15 protein-coding genes are annotated in these 15,283 nt (G+C 59.8%); 6 read left to right on the top strand and 9 right to left on the bottom strand.

Annotated elements, in window-relative coordinates; genetic code table 11:
• The first annotated feature begins 451 nt into the window (after positions 1-451).
• Complete coding sequence (locus ELY25_RS17730; RefSeq protein ID WP_126952604.1) at positions 452-1,477, top strand: aspartate carbamoyltransferase; 1,026 nt, start codon at positions 452-454, stop codon at positions 1,475-1,477.
• Positions 1,478-1,480: 3 nt separating this feature from the next.
• Here ELY25_RS17730 and ruvX read toward each other — a convergent pair whose 3' ends face one another.
• The 4 genes from ruvX to ELY25_RS17710 form a co-directional block, all read right to left on the bottom strand.
• Positions 1,481-1,936 carry a Holliday junction resolvase RuvX gene (gene ruvX, locus ELY25_RS17725; protein WP_126952577.1) on the bottom strand — a complete coding sequence of 152 codons (456 nt, stop codon included), beginning with the start codon at positions 1,934-1,936 and terminating at the stop codon, positions 1,481-1,483.
• Positions 1,936-2,493 (bottom strand): YqgE/AlgH family protein, encoded by a 558-nt coding sequence (locus ELY25_RS17720; protein WP_126952576.1) that lies wholly within the window; start codon positions 2,491-2,493, stop codon positions 1,936-1,938. The genes ruvX and ELY25_RS17720 overlap by 1 nt, the downstream gene beginning before the upstream one ends.
• A 54-nt stretch (positions 2,494-2,547) precedes the next feature.
• Positions 2,548-3,519, bottom strand: a complete 972-nt coding sequence (gene gshB / locus ELY25_RS17715) for a glutathione synthase (RefSeq protein ID WP_126952575.1) — start codon at positions 3,517-3,519, stop codon at positions 2,548-2,550.
• A 74-nt stretch (positions 3,520-3,593) separates the two neighbouring features.
• On the bottom strand, positions 3,594-4,286 hold the full coding sequence (locus tag ELY25_RS17710) for a CvfB family protein (protein ID WP_126952574.1): 693 nt from the start codon (positions 4,284-4,286) through the stop codon (positions 3,594-3,596).
• Between the two features lie 180 nt (positions 4,287-4,466).
• Here ELY25_RS17710 and ELY25_RS17705 point away from each other — a divergent pair, with 180 nt between their 5' ends.
• Both ELY25_RS17705 and ELY25_RS17700 read left to right on the top strand, forming a co-directional pair.
• The gene (locus tag ELY25_RS17705) at positions 4,467-6,095 is read left to right on the top strand and encodes a sodium:solute symporter family protein (RefSeq protein WP_126952573.1); all 1,629 of its coding nucleotides are present in this window, start codon (positions 4,467-4,469) and stop codon (positions 6,093-6,095) included.
• Positions 6,088-6,615, top strand: coding sequence for a hypothetical protein (locus ELY25_RS17700; protein WP_126952572.1), 528 nt, complete (start codon positions 6,088-6,090; stop codon positions 6,613-6,615). The genes ELY25_RS17705 and ELY25_RS17700 overlap by 8 nt, the downstream gene beginning before the upstream one ends.
• Positions 6,616-6,647: 32 nt before the next feature.
• On the opposite strand, the gene ELY25_RS17695 is transcribed toward ELY25_RS17700, so the two are convergent.
• The 3 genes from ELY25_RS17695 to ELY25_RS17685 are packed head-to-tail and all read right to left on the bottom strand — an operon-like array spanning position 6,648 to position 8,381.
• The gene (locus ELY25_RS17695) at positions 6,648-7,403 is read right to left on the bottom strand and encodes a 16S rRNA (uracil(1498)-N(3))-methyltransferase (protein WP_126952571.1); all 756 of its coding nucleotides are present in this window, start codon (positions 7,401-7,403) and stop codon (positions 6,648-6,650) included.
• Between the two features lie 2 nt (positions 7,404-7,405).
• Positions 7,406-7,912: a protein-export chaperone SecB gene (gene secB / locus ELY25_RS17690; RefSeq protein WP_126952570.1), complete on the bottom strand. Its 507-nt coding sequence runs from the start codon at positions 7,910-7,912 to the stop codon at positions 7,406-7,408.
• Between the two features lie 46 nt (positions 7,913-7,958).
• Positions 7,959-8,381 carry a rhodanese-like domain-containing protein gene (locus ELY25_RS17685; RefSeq protein ID WP_126952603.1) on the bottom strand — a complete coding sequence of 141 codons (423 nt, stop codon included), beginning with the start codon at positions 8,379-8,381 and terminating at the stop codon, positions 7,959-7,961.
• Between the two features lie 274 nt (positions 8,382-8,655).
• Here ELY25_RS17685 and gpmI point away from each other — a divergent pair, with 274 nt between their 5' ends.
• The 3 genes from gpmI (at position 8,656) to ELY25_RS17670 (ending at position 12,740) form a co-directional block, all read left to right on the top strand.
• The gene (gene gpmI / locus ELY25_RS17680) at positions 8,656-10,218 is read left to right on the top strand and encodes a 2,3-bisphosphoglycerate-independent phosphoglycerate mutase (RefSeq protein ID WP_126952569.1); all 1,563 of its coding nucleotides are present in this window, start codon (positions 8,656-8,658) and stop codon (positions 10,216-10,218) included.
• Positions 10,218-11,360 carry a murein hydrolase activator EnvC family protein gene (locus tag ELY25_RS17675; RefSeq protein WP_126952602.1) on the top strand — a complete coding sequence of 381 codons (1,143 nt, stop codon included), beginning with the start codon at positions 10,218-10,220 and terminating at the stop codon, positions 11,358-11,360. The genes gpmI and ELY25_RS17675 overlap by 1 nt, the downstream gene beginning before the upstream one ends.
• Positions 11,361-11,435: 75 nt before the next feature.
• Complete coding sequence (locus ELY25_RS17670) at positions 11,436-12,740, top strand: S41 family peptidase (RefSeq protein ID WP_126952568.1); 1,305 nt, start codon at positions 11,436-11,438, stop codon at positions 12,738-12,740.
• On the opposite strand, the gene ELY25_RS17665 is transcribed toward ELY25_RS17670, so the two are convergent.
• On the bottom strand, positions 12,737-13,990 hold the full coding sequence (locus ELY25_RS17665; protein ID WP_126952567.1) for a UbiH/UbiF/VisC/COQ6 family ubiquinone biosynthesis hydroxylase: 1,254 nt from the start codon (positions 13,988-13,990) through the stop codon (positions 12,737-12,739). The genes ELY25_RS17670 and ELY25_RS17665 overlap by 4 nt on opposite strands.
• Before the next feature lie 29 nt (positions 13,991-14,019).
• Positions 14,020-15,249 (bottom strand): 2-octaprenyl-6-methoxyphenyl hydroxylase, encoded by a 1,230-nt coding sequence (gene ubiH, locus ELY25_RS17660; RefSeq protein ID WP_126952566.1) that lies wholly within the window; start codon positions 15,247-15,249, stop codon positions 14,020-14,022.
• Positions 15,250-15,283: the final 34 nt, after the last annotated feature.

Below are 15,283 nucleotides of genomic sequence, written 5' to 3'. Positions count from 1 at the left end.
GGTGACTTGTCACCCTCATCGGCAAACGCCCACATGAATTACCTGATCAAATTGTTAAAGAGCATTTCGCTAAGACCTATCAACACTCGACTCGATGACCGGAGCCGCTTGCCTCAGCGAGGAAGGCGTATTCTACGCATTTCCTGGCGATTGTCAAGGGCGTTGTTTTCGATGTGAAACGTGCGACATCCAAAACATCCAACCGCTTGATAATCCGAAGGTTTTCACCTTCATTCACCGCTGGTAACGCTTGGCGTCCCCGGCAGCGGATGCGTACTTTACGGATTCACCGGGCGTTTGGCAAGGGGCTTTGCGAAATAAGTCTGAAAAACTTCTGCTACCTCCTTTATAAGGCCGTGAAAGCACTTCGGCGAACCACGTATTGGCGGTTACACTACGCGCAGCCACTTCATCTACTCACTTCGCCTTCTACTTCAACATGAGGTCCATGATGAGCCCCCATCTGCTATCCGTTGACTCCTTAAACCGCGACAGCGTTAACCACCTTCTACGCGTTGCGGCTCAAATGGAGCCGATTGCCCAGCGTCGTCAGGTTACGCGTGTTCTTGAGGGCGCCGTCTTGGGCAACCTGTTCTTCGAAGCCAGTACGCGCACCCGGGTAAGTTTTCATACGGCGTTTTGCCGACTGGGCGGTAGCGTGTGTGACACCACAGGCTTTACCTTCTCTTCCATGGCCAAGGGCGAGTCGCTTTACGATACCAGCCGGGTAATGAGTGGCTACTGTGACGCTATTGTCATGCGCCATCCGGACCAAGGCTCTGTTGCCGAGTTTGCCGCCGCTACTAATGTGCCGGTCATCAATGGCGGTGACGGCCCGGGTGAGCATCCAAGCCAGGCACTGCTGGATCTTTACACCATCGACAAAGAGTTTCAGCGGTTAGGCAAGTCGCTTGGCGGGGCGCATATCCTGCTGACCGGCGATCTCAAGTACGGGCGCACCGTACACTCCCTGATCAAGCTGCTCTCTTTATATGACCCGTTGCGCATCACGCTGGTGTCGCCACCCGGGCTTGAAATGCCGACGTCCTTGATCGACCTGGTCACAGCCCGCGGGCATCAGGTAGAAGTACGTGATCACCTGGCGACTGATTTTAGCGACCTGGATGTGGTGTACACCACGCGGATTCAGAAAGAACGCTTTACCGAAGAGATGAATGAAAGCTTCAAGGGAGTCTCGGACGACTTCATGGTCAATAAGGCATTTTTGGATCAGCGCTGCAGCGACTCGACCATTGTCATGCATCCATTACCGCGCGACAGCCGCCCCGGTGCCAATGATTTGAACGTGGATCTTAATGGCGACCCGCGCCTGGCGATATTCCGTCAGACCGATAACGGTATTCCCATGCGCATGGCCATTTTTGCCACGCTGTTGAAAGTCGACGATCTGATCGAGAAGGACATGCGGCCGGTACGCTGGTTTGTGCCTGATCAACTTGGCACGCTGGACCGTTAAGCCTTAATAGACAGCGCGCCCATCAGGAAGACCTTCCTGGTGGGCAAACCAACCCTCCAGAATCAGCACGGCAGCAATACCGTCCACGCTCTCCTGGCGATAGTTGCCCCGGTGCCCGGCTTCTTTAGCGATCAGCTTGGCCTCCCGGGTAGAGCCGCGCTCATCAACCATCACACACGGTTTGCCATAGCGTCCGTGCAAGCGATTACCAAACTTGCGCGCACGCTTGCTCATGTCCGATTCACTGCCATCCATATTGAGCGGCAATCCCACGACCAGAAGGTCAGGCTGCCACTCTTTAAGAAGCTGCTCTACTTTATTCCAGTCAGGGATACCATCACGCGCGGTGAGCGGGGCAAGCTCCCGAGCGCTTCTAAGCAGCTCATTACCTACGGCGACGCCAATGCGCCGAGTACCATAATCAAAGGCAAGAATTAACCGCTGGCCTGTTTCTGCCATCAAGCGTGCCCTGCGTCCCGAGTCATCAGATTGAGATCAACGCCGAGCAGCCCGGCCGCTGCCGTCAGCCTCTCTGCGGGAGGCGTGCTGAACAGTACCTCGCTCTGGCCTTCAACCGTAAGCCAGGTGTTTTCCTTAAGCTCATCTTCGAGCTGGCCCACTTCCCAGCCCGCACAGCCCAGGCAGATCAGAAAGTGCTCAGGCCCTTCCCCGTTAGCCAGCGCCTGAAGGATATCCATAGAGGTGGTCAGTGCGATGTCGTCTTCTACCTGAATGCTGGAGTCCCACGCCTGACTGTCACCCAGGTGGAGAATAAAGCCGCGGTCCTTATGCATCGGCCCGCCATAATAGACGGGCGCATTGCGATGAGGGCTCTCGTCACCGCCCAGCTCCAACTGGTCAAACAGCGCCTCCAGGGTGATATCCAGCGGGCGGTTGGTAATTACGCCCATACAGCCGTTATGGTCATGCTCACAGAGATAGATCAGGCTGCCCTCAAAATTCGGGTCATCCAGATGCGGCATCGCCATTAAAAAGTGGTGCTTCAGACTTTGCATGCGGCTCCTACGGTCTGCTGGCCCTGCCAGCAGACCTTCTATATTAGTAGTGAATCAGGCGTTCTGGGCAGCGCTCAGGCGGCGCTCAATCGCATCCAGCAGCGATCCGGCAATATCGGTGCCACGCTGATCATCAATTTCACGCACGCAGGTGGGGCTCGTCACGTTGATTTCGGTGATGTAGTCACCGATTACGTCCAGCCCGACAAACATCAGCCCCTTTTCACGAATCATGGGCTGGACTTGCTCAATCAGCCAGTAATCGCGCTTGGTAAGCTCACGCGTTACCCCGCGGCCTCCAGCAGCCAGATTGCCGCGCGTCTCACCCGCCGAGGGGATACGCGCAAGCCCGAAAGGCACCGGCTCGCCATCAACCAGCAGAATGCGCGTGTCGCCATCCTTGATTTCAGGCAGGTAGCGCTGAACCATGATCTGGCGCTGGCCGCGCAGCGTCAGCTGCTCGATGACCGCACCAATGTTGCGACCGTCAGGGCCGATATGAAAAATCCCGGTACCACCCATACCGTCCAGCGGCTTGAAAATCACATCGCCGTGCTCGGCGTGGAAAGCGCGCAGCACGTCATCGCGGCTTGCCACCAGTGTGGGTGTACAGCATTCAGGGAACTGCTGGGCAAACAGCTTCTCGTTACACTGCAAAAGCGCGGCGGTCGGATTCACGACTAGCACGCCTTCGCGCTCGGCAAAGCCCAACAGATGGACAGCATTGGTGAAATCGGCATCCACCGGCGGGTCCTTGCGCATCAGCACCACGTCCAGCTCGGCAAGTGGACGGTTAGCCGGCTCGCCCAGGTCGTACCAGTGCTCGGGGTCGCGATGCACCGTCAGCGGCCGCATACGTGCGCAGGCCTGCCCCGCGTTCAAGAAAAGATCTTCCTGCTCCATATAGTGCAGGGTATAGCCGCGCTCCTGCGCCGCCCATAGCATGGCAAGGGTAGTATCTTTCTTGTAAGCGATGTCACTGATGGGGTCCATCACGACGCCGAGATGCAGATTTGATTGACTCATCGGGGCAAATCCATACATGAACAATAGGTAAGCAGTATGCCGCACTGCCTGGCCGGCTCCAACCGTTGGCGCCGTTACGGGGCAAGCGCGCCTGGGTTCAGGCGTATTGCATCCGGCGCTAGGGTAATCAGCTGCTGCTTGTAGAGCCGCCCGATGGCCTGCTTAAACGCGCTCTTGCTGACCCCCAGGCGTGCCTTGATATCGTGGGCCGAACTCTTGTCGCCCAACGGCAGGTAGCCGCCGCTTTCACGCAGCGCCTTGAGTATCTTCTCGCCCACCACGTCCAGGCGTGCAGCCCCCGGCGGCAGCAGTGAAATGTCCACACGCCCATCATCGCGGCGCTGCTTCACGTAGCCGGTCAGTGACTGCCCGCGGCGCAGCGGCTGGCTGATATCATCCTGGTAGATAAGCCCCCAGTAGCGATGATTGACCACCACCTTCATGCCCAGGTCAGTGCGATCGGCTACCACCACGGCCACCTCGTCGCCCTGAGCCAGCGCCCAGGCATCATCGGTCAGAAAACGATCAAGACGCATGGTGGCTACCGGACGTCCCTGGTCGTCTTCATACAGCTTGACCAGCACACGCTTGCCCGGGTCCGGGCGAAAGATCTGCTCGCTGTAGGGCAGCAAGACGTCCTTGGGCTGCCCCCAGCGCAGGAAAGCGCCGGTGTTGTTCACCGCCGTCACCGTCAGATACGCCACTTCGCCTATCCGGGCAGATGCGTCACTGGCAGCGCGAGGGGGAGTCGTTGATTCACGGACCATGGATGCCGTCCTTAAAAAATGAGCTTTCATTATGGCGCCTGGACGTCTTCGGGCAAAGCATCAGCAATGCTTTAGTCTTGAGTCATGGCAAGCGCCGGTTAATTCATCTCTATCGTAAGCAGGCTTACCACAACCTGCTACGCTCAAAACATCAGTGGAATCAGCCTACAGGGACAGCACATGGAAGGTTTTACGCCCGTCGACATGACAGTCTTGATCGTTTATATCGGCCTGATCGCCTGGATCGGCTCACGCTTTGGCAAGGATCAACATAGCCCCGAAGACTACTTTCTAGGCGGGCGTAAGATTCCCGGCTGGGCCATCGGCCTTTCGGTGATGGCCACCCAGGCAAGCGCCATCACTTTCATCGGCGCCCCCGGCTGGGGCTTTGAAGGCGGGCTTGAACGGCTGGTCACGTTCATCAACGTGCCGCTGGCGATGATCGTGCTGATCATGGTCTTTGTGCCGGTATTTCACCGGGCAGGCATCTACAGCATTTATGAGCTGCTCGAGCGCCGCTTCGGCCCGGCCACCCGCACGCTGAGCGCTCTGCTGTTCTTGATCGCCCGAGGTCTTGCGACCGGCGTGGTGCTGTATGCGCCAGCACTGGTGCTTTCGGTGGTCACCGGCTGGAGCGTCAACCTGACCATTATCATCATGGCGGTGCTGGCCATCAGCTACACGGTGCTGGGCGGCATGAGTGCAGTTATCTGGACCGATGTCATACAGATGTTTGTGCTGTGGCTAGGGGCGCTGATGAGCATCTTCCTGCTGGTGACCAGCCTGCCCGGCGGCTGGAGCGACGTGTTTACCTTCGGCGCGCAGAGTGGCATGTTCAACGCCATCGACCTGTCTCTCGACCCCAGCGTGACCTATTCGCTATGGGCAGGCCTGCTGGGCGGCTTCTTCCTTCACGTCGCCTACTTCGGCACCGACCAGAGTCAGATTCAGCGTGTGCTCTCAAGCCCTTCGGTACTCGATGCCCAGCGCTCGCTGCTGATTGGCGGCTACCTGCTGATTCCGCAAATGCTGCTGTTTCTGTTTATCGGCGTCATCCTGGCGACCTACTACCAGCAGCACGGGCTCACTCCGCCGGAGGACCTGAACGAGCTGCTGCCCCGCTATGTGGTAAACGCCTTTCCTTCGGGGATGGCCGGTCTGGTCATCGCAGGCGTGTTTGCCGCCGCCATGTCGAGCCTTGATTCGGCGCTCAACTCGCTGTCAGCGGTAACCGTGCGCGACTTCTACAGCCGCTATATCAAGCCAGACGCCAGTGATGCGCACTACCTCAAAGCTTCACGGTTGGCGACGATCTTCTGGGGGTTTTACGCCACTCTGTTCGCGTTCTTTGCGGGCAACCTAGGGCCGGTGATCGAAGCGGTCAACCAGATAGGCTCATGGTTCTACGGTGCGCTGCTCGGCACCTTCCTGCTGGCGATCTTCAGCCACCGCTCCAACGCGCGCGGAGCAGTGGCCGGGCTGTTCACCGGCATGCTGGCCGTCTGGTCGGTCTCCAGCCTGCTGGACGTATCATGGCTTTATAACAACACTATCGGCGTCATGGTCTCGGTATCGGTCGGCTACCTGGTCAGCCTGACCAGCGCTGCCCCGCGCCCCGAGCAGCTCTCGGACGTCATCATCGAAGAAACCGCCCCCGACATGCAGGCCATTCTTGCTGCCCGAAGTGCCAACGCCCCCGAAATAGGCCGGGAGGCCCGCCTGACCCGGCGCCGCTGTATCGGCCTGTTCGTCTGGTTTGGAGTGATGCTGGGGCTGCTGGCCCTGCTGCAGGGGTGGGCCAATGGCTGAGCGCCTGACGCTTTCCCGCCAGCTTGATGAACACGCCGCCCGGCGCTGGCTCGGCCGACTGGGGGCAACCGCGCTGGAGCCTGCCTGGGTAGCCCTGTGGGCCGCCCCACTGGGCATGAAGGGAAAACCACCCGGCGCGTGGCTGCTGGGTGCAAGGGATATGCAGCGCGCGCTGCTGCTGACCGGCGCCGAGCTGCCCGTTCAGGCCGAGCGCCCCGATGCTGGCGTTCAACTGACCGGTGCCACTGCGCCCACGCTTGAAGCCACCCAACGACTCTGGCTATGGGAACGTATGGCGACGCCCAGGCTATGGCGTATTCAGGCGCTGGATACACCACCCACGCCGGTATGGCTACCCTGCTGGCTGGGTTACCGCGCAGGGCAAAAGCACCAGCTCACGGTGATCAGTGGTCTGTCAGGGGAAGTGCTCTCCATGATCAAGCCGTTGGTGCTTGCTGGGCTTGAAAGCGCTCACCGCCAGGTCCAGGCAGGCGACGAAAAGACGCTGCCCACCGGATGACGCATGAAAGAGAAGATCAGGTTAGTGAGCGCTTACAGATCGCCAAAGTAGTGCTGAAGAAGGGTTAGCGCCACGACCGGGGCTGTTTCGGTGCGCAGCACGCGCGGCCCCAACGTCAGCGGTGTGAAACCTGAGGCTTGAGCAGCACTGATGTCCGCTTCGGTCAGCCCACCTTCCGGGCCAATCAGCAGTGCTGCCGACGCCGGGCGCTCGGCGTGATCGAAGGCGTTACCGGTGGCCAAGTGCAGCATCAGTCGCAGCGGCTCCTGTCGGTTCTTCAACCACTCATCGATTCCCAGCGGCGGATGCACTACTGGCACTACCGCCCGGCCGCTCTGCTCGCAGGCACTGGCCGCAACAGCCTGCCAGTGGGCCAGCTTCTTGGCTTCGCGGTCGCCTTTCAGGCGCACATCACCGCGCTCGGTATACAGCGGGGTAATGGCGGCAACTCCCAGCTCCACGGCCTTTTGGATCGCATAATCCATCCGGTCGCCCTTGGAGATCGCCTGGCCCAGGTGAACGGCCAGGGGCGATTCGCTCGCCCCCGGCCATACCGCGTCCACCGTGGCGGTGGTGTGCTTGCGGCTCACCTCCGTCAGGCGAACGCCGGCCTCCTGGCCCTGCCCATCAAACAGCACCAGCGGCACGCCCTCGCCCATGCGCAGTACGCGGGTGACGTGGCGCGCCGGGCCTTCCGGCAGTTCCAGCGCCTCGCCTACCGTGAACGGTACCGGCACATACAGGCGGGGCATCTTGCCGTGCTGGGCATACCAGTCGTTGGCCTGCATGCTTAGTGAGTGCTTGCTTCGGCTTGCTGCTGAGCTTCACGCTGTTTGCGCTGGGCGTACATGGCTTCGAAGTTCACTGGCGCCAGCATCAGCGGCGGGAAGCCACCACGGTTGACCAGGTTGTCCACGCACTCCCGCGCATAGGGGAACAGCAGGTTGGGGCAGAACGCACCCAGAGTCTGTTCCAGCTGCGCACCTTCGATGCCCGAAATGCGGAACAGGCCCGCCTGCTCGACTTCAGCCAGAAACGACGTGGTGCCGGTTTCGCTGTCGTTGACCTGTGCGGTTACCTTGATTACGACTTCATACTGGTCATCAGCAATTTTGGTGCTGGTGGTGTTCAAATCCAGGTTGACCTTGGGCTTGAATGCCTGCTTGAAAACAGATGGCGAGTTAGGCGCCTCAAACGAAATATCCTTTACATAGATACGCTGTAAAGAGAACTTCAGCTGCGGCTTGTCACCGGACGCTGCTGCGCCCGCCTGCGGGGTGTTGTTATCTTCCGCCATGGAAAACTCCTCGTTGTTCATTCAATAAATAAAGGCGCAGTTGCGCTTACTTCTTAACCACCGGGAGGCTATCCGCCTGCCACTGCGCCATGCCGCCTTTCAGTTTGGAAACACGCTCAAACCCCGCCTTGGCAAGTTTGGCCTGAACCACGCCGGCGCCCTGGCCATGCTTGCAGACCACAATGATCGGCTGACCTTTCACTTTGTTCAGCTCGTTCATGCGGCTGTCGATATTGCTTTGCGGGATGTTGCGCGCCCCGGCAATATGCCCAGCCTTGAAGTCTTTGCTCTCACGAATATCCAGGATGACCGCGTCTTCGCGGTTAATAAGCTGGGTAGCCTGCGTTGAGGTCACAGCGTTGGTGGAGGCGCTACGCGTTTCATAAATGAGCCACGCTACCAGCACCAGCAAAAACGCCCCGACTAACAGGGGGTGGTTCTGTACGAATTCGAACAGCTGATCGATCATCGCGAACACAATCTCTTGGTATATGCAGAAAAAAGCGGCAAAGCCGCCGTCAAAACGCGACAAGTATACACGCCACAAGGCACCCCGCGCAGGCCTTGGTCATGACGCCCGGCAGTTGCCTACGTTATGATGCCCCAAGCGTGCGCCAGTCGCGACCCCTAAGGCGTTGTTTGAAAAAGATGAGCAGCATACTCGGGCTTTTCAAATGACGCTTTAGGCGCCAACAGCGCTTTCGTTTTACGCCGCTTGGTTTATTCAACCTAACGAGGTTTTTATGGCTACATCTACCCCGCGCCCTGTCGCGCTGATCATTCTTGACGGTTACGGCCACAATCCTGATAGCGCACATAACGCCGTGGCCTCCGCCAATACACCCGTGATGGATGATTTATGGGCCAGCCGGCCGCATACCTTTGTACATACCGATGGCCGTCACGTGGGCCTGCCGGATGGCCAGATGGGCAACTCGGAAGTTGGCCACATGAACCTCGGCGCCGGGCGCATTGTTTACCAAGACTTCACGCGGATCACCAAGGCGATTGAAGATGGTGACCTGGACGTGAATGAAAACCTGACCCAGCCCATTGATGAGGCTGTTGCCAACGGACGTGCCGTTCACCTGTTAGGACTGCTTTCCCCGGGCGGCGTGCACAGTCACGAAGATCATTTTATCGCCATGGCGGAGCTGGCGGCGCGGCGCGGCGCCCAGCGCATTTTTATTCACGCCTTTCTGGATGGCCGAGACATGCCACCGCAAAGCGCACTGGTCTCCATCGAGCGCGCCAATGCCCGCTTATCCGAGCTAGTAGGCGCCGACAACGGCTTTGTCGCATCCGTTATTGGCCGTTTCTACGCCATGGACCGTGACAACCGCTGGGAGCGCGTTGAAAAAGCTTACCGTCTGCTCACCGACGGCCAAGCCGAGGTATATGCCACCAGCGCTGAATCCGCCCTTCGCGATGCCTATGATCGCGGTGAGACCGACGAGTTCGTAGCCCCCAGCTGCGTATTGCTCAATGATAAATGCATTACGTTGCAAGACGGTGACGCGGCGTTTTTCATGAACTTTCGTGCTGACCGCGCCCGCGAGCTTACCCGCGCGCTCGTGGAACCCGACTTCAGCGGCTTTTCTCGCACGGCCCGCCCGACACTTGCCGGCAAGGGCCTAGTGATGCTTACTCAGTATGCTGCCGACATTCCGACGCCTGCCGCCTTCCCCCCGTTTGATTTGAACGACACCCTAGGCGAAGTGGTGGCCAAGCGCGGGCTTAAACAGCTGCGCATTGCGGAAACCGAAAAGTACCCCCACGTGACCTTCTTCTTCTCTGGCGGCCGTGAGGCGGAGTTCGACGGCGAGACTCGGATCCTGCTGCCCTCACCGCAGGATGTGCGCACCTACGATGAAAAGCCCGAGATGAGCGCCTACGAGATTACCGAGAAGCTCGTTGAGGCTATTGATGCCGGGCAGTTTGACCTGATCGTGTGCAATTACGCCAACGGCGACATGGTCGGCCATACCGGCGATTTTGACGCCGCGGTAAAGGCCATCGAGACCGTGGATATTTGCGTTGGCCGGGTGGTAGAGGCCATTGAACGAGCTGGAGGCGCCTGCTTGATCACCGCCGATCACGGCAACGCCGAGCAAATGGTGCACCCCGAAACCGGCGCTCCGCAAACGGCTCACACCACCTTCGTGGTGCCGCTGGTATATGTGGGCGAGCGGGAAGGGGCGCTTGACGAGGGCCGGCTGTGCGACTTGGCGCCCACGCTGCTCACCATGATGGATCAATCCGTTCCCGAGGCGATGACCGGGAAGCCGTTGATTCGCTTCAACTGATGTCAAGGCGGCTGGCACTGGCGCTCGGTGCGCTACTGGCCCTTCTCGTCTCGTCGGCAAGCCTTGCCCAGCCGGATGAAAGCGCTGCCCAAGCGCAGCTGGATGCGCTGGGTCAAGAAATCGAATCGCTTTCCGAGCGCTTAAGCGCCACGGGCCAGGCACGCGACAGTGCCGAGCGTGAACTGCGTGGTGTGGAAACCGAGCTGGCCCAAACGCATCAGCGCCTGGATGCCCTGCAGAGCGAACGGCGGCAGGTGGACGATGAAATGTCCCAGCTACGCCAGCACCGCGACCGCCTGGAAGGCGAGCGCGCCAGCCAGTATGCCGCTCTGGGCCAGCAGCTAGCTGCACTTTATCGGCTGGGGCCCACGCCCCAGCTCAAGCTTTTGCTCAACCAGGGCGACCCTGCCGAGCTTGACCGCATGCAGGCCTACCTGAACCGGTTTACCCAAGCACGCAACCGGCGCCTTGCCGATATTGCCCGCCTGGATACCGCCCTTGCTGATACCGAGCAGGCGCTTGACGAGCGTCAGACGCGCCTGGCAAGCCTGGCCGACGAACTTGACACCCAGCGCGCCCGCCTGGTGACGCGTACCGCAGAGCGGCGCAGCGTTGTGGAAACCCTGGATGACCGCTATGGCAGCGAAGCCGACCGCCTGGCGGATCTCAATGACAACCGCGAGCAGGCCGAGCGCAAGCTGCGTGAAATTCAGGCGGAACTGGCGCGCCTTGATTCGCCTACGCCTACCACCAATATCGTGCGTACACAGGGAGATTTACCGTGGCCGGTGCAGGGTGATATCACATCGTCATTTAACCGTCGTGACGGGGTTCACTATAATGGTATTGTCATTCAGGCAGGTGCCGGTACCCAGGTTAGCGCCGTGCACCCTGGCCGGGTGGTGTTTGCCGACTGGATGCGTGGGTTTGGCAACCTTTTGATTATTGATCACGGTGACCAGATCATGACCCTGTATGCCCACTTGCAGCAGTTCAGCGCCCGGCCCGGTCAGCAGGTCAATAGGGGAGATGAAATAGGCCGCGTGGGAGACAGCGGTGGACAATCTCGCGCCGCGCTCTATTTTGAAGTACGTCAGCGTGGTGAACCCATCAACCCTCAGCGTTGGATTGCGCGCCGCTGACGGGATAAGCTGAACCGTATTAACAGCCAACTTAGGGTAGCGCCTTACGCCTACCTATCGCCTTGCGGAGTCTGCATGACGCCATTTGTTACCGACGTATCGGCCCCTGCCAAGCGCTTCTTGGCTGCCCTGCTTCCTCTTGCGTTTCTGTCGGCCCCGTTACCGCTGCTTGCCCAGCCGGCAAGCCAAGCCTCTGCCGACGACCTGCCCCTTGAAGAGATCCAGACCTTTGCCGAGGTGTTCGAGCGCATCAAGCGCGGCTATGTGGAAGAGGTGGACGACCGCACTCTGCTGCGTAACGCCATGCGCGGCATGCTCAGCGAGCTGGACCCGCACTCCGCCTATCTGGATGAAGAAGAGTACCAGAGCCTGCGCGAATCCACCCAGGGTGAGTTTGGTGGCATCGGTATCGAAGTGGGGATGGAAAACGGGCAGCTCATGGTGGTCACGCCTATCGACGATACGCCAGCTTCGCGGGCAGGCCTGCTCTCCCGGGACGTGATTATCGCCATCGACGGCACGCCCACCGACAGCATGTCGCTGCAGGAAGCCGTGACCATGATGCGCGGTGAGCCGGGAAGCCAGCTGCGTATCTCGGTGCTGCGCACAGGAGAAGAAACCCCGCGCAGCTTTACGCTGACCCGCGAGGTGATTCGCAGCGAAAGCGTCAAACATGAGCTGCTCGAACCAGGCTACGGCTATCTGCGCATCAGCCAGTTCCAGTCGCGCACCCCAGAGCAGGCGCGCCAGGCCATCGAGCGCATGCAGCGCGACGCGCCGCTGGAAGGCTTAATTCTGGATCTGCGTAACAACCCCGGCGGTGTGCTTCAGGCAGCGGCGGGCGTGGCCGACCTGTTTCTGGATAGCGGCCTGATCGTGTACACCGAAGGGCGCCTTGCCGATACGGCAATGTCGTTCTCGGCATCGCGGGACACGCCGGCAGGTGATGTGCCACTGGTGGTATTGATCAATAGCGGCAGCGCCTCGGCCGCTGAGATTGTCGCCGGCGCTCTGCAGGACCAGCGGCGCGGGGTGATCATGGGCACGGACAGCTTCGGCAAGGGTTCGGTCCAGCAGATTATGCCGCTGGGCAACGGCGAAGGTCTAAAACTGACCACAGCGCTCTACTACACGCCCAACGGCCGCTCCATTCAGGCCCAGGGCATCGAGCCGGATGTAGAAGTGGTACGCGGCCGCCTTGAGCTTGCAGAAAGCCGCCTGGAGCTTCGCGAATCCGATCTCGATGGTCATCTGGGCGCTCAGCAGCCAATGACGCAATCGCGCCAATCCGCCTCGGAGCGGCTGCGCGACGACTACCAGATGAGTGAAGCACTCAACCTGCTCAAGGCGCTTAACGTAGTGGATCGCCGCCGCCGTTAACGGCAGCTAAGCGGCAGGCGCCCCCGCTCTCCGGTGGCCTGCCGCATTACCATGCGCTTTACGGGGCTTAACTGATTCATCCCGCTCATGCCCAGATTACGCGCCAGCGTAAAGAGTGGCATCTGCGTACCAAACAGCTCCCTAAACCCCTTCATCAGCCCTAGCATGGCGCTGTTATCCAGCCGTCGCCGGCGCTCATAGCGATTGAGCGTGGTGAGCTCGCCCCAGGGCGCACCGCGTTTCCAGGCGTTAATGACTTCCTCGGCCAGCACGGCCGCATCCATCAAACCCAGATTTACGCCCTGCCCGGCCATCGGATGAATGCTATGCGCCGCATCGCCTATCAGCGCCAGATGCGGCTGCACGTACTGCCTGGCATGGCGCTGTATCAACGGAAAGCGATAAGTGCGATCACAGGCAACCACCTCGCCCAGCCGATAGCCGAATGCCTTGCCAAGCGCCTCTCCCAACGCCTCAGGAGCCAGATTAACCAGCGTGCTCGCATGTTCAGGTGTGGTCGACCAGACAATCGAGCAGTAGCGCTCATCACCGTCGACCGTCAGCGGTAAAAAGGCCAGCGGCCCGCTCTCCATAAATGCCTGTCGCGCGGTACTGCCATGCCCTTGGGTGCACTTTACCGTGGTGACGACGGCTTCTTGGCCCATATCATCAATGGCCACCTCTATTTCCGCCATTTCACGTAGCGTTGAGCGAGCGCCGTCGGCTGCAACTAGCAGCGGCGCATTCAGCTTGCGGCCATCGCCAAGTTCAAGCCAGCGCCCAGCAGCAGAGGTTTGCAGCGCCTGCAGTGTGGCGTCAAAAAAGCATGTCACCTTGGGGTGGTCCATCACCAGTGCATTTAGCGCCGCTTGAGTAATATCGTTTTCCACGATATGACCAAGCACCGGGACCCCGGCCTCATCGGCAGAAAAGTTGATCCCGCCGCTGCCTTCGGCATCCCATACCTGCATATAGCGATACGGCGTTACCCGAGCACGCGCCATGGCAGGCCACGCCCCTAAGTGCGTCAACAGACGCTGTGACACTGGTGTTAGTGCACTAACCCGAACACCCGGCAGTTTGCCAGCAATGCCTTGCCAACGCAGCGGTTCAGTACGGGCCTCCACCAATGCGACCTGCATGCCTGCCTGGGCCAAGAGGGCTACCAGGGTCACTCCCACCACACCGCCCCCTACCACGACAGCGTCAAACTGTTGGGCAGGAGCCGTTTTTTTTGCAAGCGTATCCATAGCGTTCCTGTGTGATGTGGTTGGGTTATCTAGCGTTCAAGGCCCATTGCCCGACGTGCCAAGCTACGACGCAGCGGGCCAACCAGGTTAAGGCCGATCAGTCCTGCCGCTCGGGCATGAGGCAGCAGCGGCAGTGAGTGGCCAAACAGCCGCACCAGTCCATCGCTAAAGCGAATCACGTTGCCACGATCACGAGCCCGCTTCTTTTCAAAGGCCAGCAGCGTGGCCATATCACCTAGTGAGCGCTTGGCCTGTTCGCCCTGCTCAAGCGCTTCGACCAGGTCCATAATACCGCGCAGTGCCAGGTTAAAGCCCTGTCCGGCCACAGGATGCAGCGCGTGGGCCGCATTGCCCAACACCGCAAGCCCTGGGCGTATCGGCTCTTCGGCGGTTACCAGCGAAAGTGGATAGCTATAGCGCTTGCCCATTCGGGTAAAACGTCCCACGCGGTCTCCAAAGGCCACCTGCAACTGAGCGAGAAAGTCGCGCTCTGGTAGGGCCATTCGCGCACGCTCTTCACCACTTGGATGTGTCCAGATCAGCTCCATGGCCTGGCCTGATAGCGGCAACAGCGCCATGGGGCCTTCTTGGGTAAAGCGCTCGTAGGCAATGCCCTGATGAGGCTGGCTGATACCCACATGGGCAATCACCGCGGTCTGTTCGTAGGAGTTGCGGCGGCTATGAATGCCTAACTGCTCTTTAAGCCCCGAACGGCCGCCATCTGCAAGTACGGTCAATGCGGCATGCAGTTCGCTACCGTCTGAAAGACGCAGGCAATGGCCGCTGGCTTCCGGCGATAGTTGCTCCACTTTGGCCGGACAGTGCCACTCGATGGGCAGCGTTTTCAAGTGGCGGTGAAGCACCCGTCCTATCCAGGCGTTGGGAATCACATGGCCTAGCGCCTCAACACCCAGTTCCGAAGCACTCAGCCGCGTGGCCCCCAGGCGCCCGCGCTCGCTGATATGAATATGCTGGATGGGAGTGGCTTCCGTCTGCATGGCCTCCCAGACACCCAGCTGACGAAAACGCTGGGCGGACCCTTCAGCAATTGCGCTTGCCCGAGCGTCAAAGCTTGGCTGCCAACTCTCTTCAAGCGGCACTTCATGGATGGGTGACGCTTCAATAATCGCTACTTTCCATCCATAGCGCTCAATAAGCGGGGCCAGCGCGCAGCCTAAGCTGGCGCCCACTAACCCGCCTCCCACAATGACAATATCGTGAGTGGTCGCTTGTGTTGGCGTATGCTTGGACTGCGACATTGGCATCTCCTGCTACCTGGCTTATAGCCATATC

The sequence above is a fragment of the Vreelandella populi genome, assembly GCF_003989825.1.
In the GTDB taxonomy this organism is placed as follows: Bacteria; Pseudomonadota; Gammaproteobacteria; order Pseudomonadales; family Halomonadaceae; genus Vreelandella; species Vreelandella populi.
The sequence above is the reverse complement of the archived record's forward strand: the minus strand, read 5'-3'. Positions and strand labels throughout refer to the sequence as shown.

What these genes read in the sequence shown, in the direction of transcription:
- ELY25_RS17730 (WP_126952604.1), top strand. Translation starts at nt 452, where the DNA reads ATGAGCCCCCATCTGCTATCCGTTGACTCCTTAAACCGCGACAGCGTT.
- ruvX (WP_126952577.1), bottom strand. Translation starts at nt 1,936, where the DNA reads ATGGCAGAAACAGGCCAGCGGTTAATTCTTGCCTTTGATTATGGTACT.
- ELY25_RS17720 (WP_126952576.1), bottom strand. Translation starts at nt 2,493, where the DNA reads ATGCAAAGTCTGAAGCACCACTTTTTAATGGCGATGCCGCATCTGGAT.
- gshB (WP_126952575.1), bottom strand. Translation starts at nt 3,519, where the DNA reads ATGAGTCAATCAAATCTGCATCTCGGCGTCGTGATGGACCCCATCAGT.
- ELY25_RS17710 (WP_126952574.1), bottom strand. Translation starts at nt 4,286, where the DNA reads ATGGTCCGTGAATCAACGACTCCCCCTCGCGCTGCCAGTGACGCATCT.
- ELY25_RS17705 (WP_126952573.1), top strand. Translation starts at nt 4,467, where the DNA reads ATGGAAGGTTTTACGCCCGTCGACATGACAGTCTTGATCGTTTATATC.
- ELY25_RS17700 (WP_126952572.1), top strand. Translation starts at nt 6,088, where the DNA reads ATGGCTGAGCGCCTGACGCTTTCCCGCCAGCTTGATGAACACGCCGCC.
- ELY25_RS17695 (WP_126952571.1), bottom strand. Translation starts at nt 7,403, where the DNA reads ATGCAGGCCAACGACTGGTATGCCCAGCACGGCAAGATGCCCCGCCTG.
- secB (WP_126952570.1), bottom strand. Translation starts at nt 7,912, where the DNA reads ATGGCGGAAGATAACAACACCCCGCAGGCGGGCGCAGCAGCGTCCGGT.
- ELY25_RS17685 (WP_126952603.1), bottom strand. Translation starts at nt 8,381, where the DNA reads ATGATCGATCAGCTGTTCGAATTCGTACAGAACCACCCCCTGTTAGTC.
- gpmI (WP_126952569.1), top strand. Translation starts at nt 8,656, where the DNA reads ATGGCTACATCTACCCCGCGCCCTGTCGCGCTGATCATTCTTGACGGT.
- ELY25_RS17675 (WP_126952602.1), top strand. Translation starts at nt 10,218, where the DNA reads ATGTCAAGGCGGCTGGCACTGGCGCTCGGTGCGCTACTGGCCCTTCTC.
- ELY25_RS17670 (WP_126952568.1), top strand. Translation starts at nt 11,436, where the DNA reads ATGACGCCATTTGTTACCGACGTATCGGCCCCTGCCAAGCGCTTCTTG.
- ELY25_RS17665 (WP_126952567.1), bottom strand. Translation starts at nt 13,990, where the DNA reads ATGGATACGCTTGCAAAAAAAACGGCTCCTGCCCAACAGTTTGACGCT.
- ubiH (WP_126952566.1), bottom strand. Translation starts at nt 15,249, where the DNA reads ATGTCGCAGTCCAAGCATACGCCAACACAAGCGACCACTCACGATATT.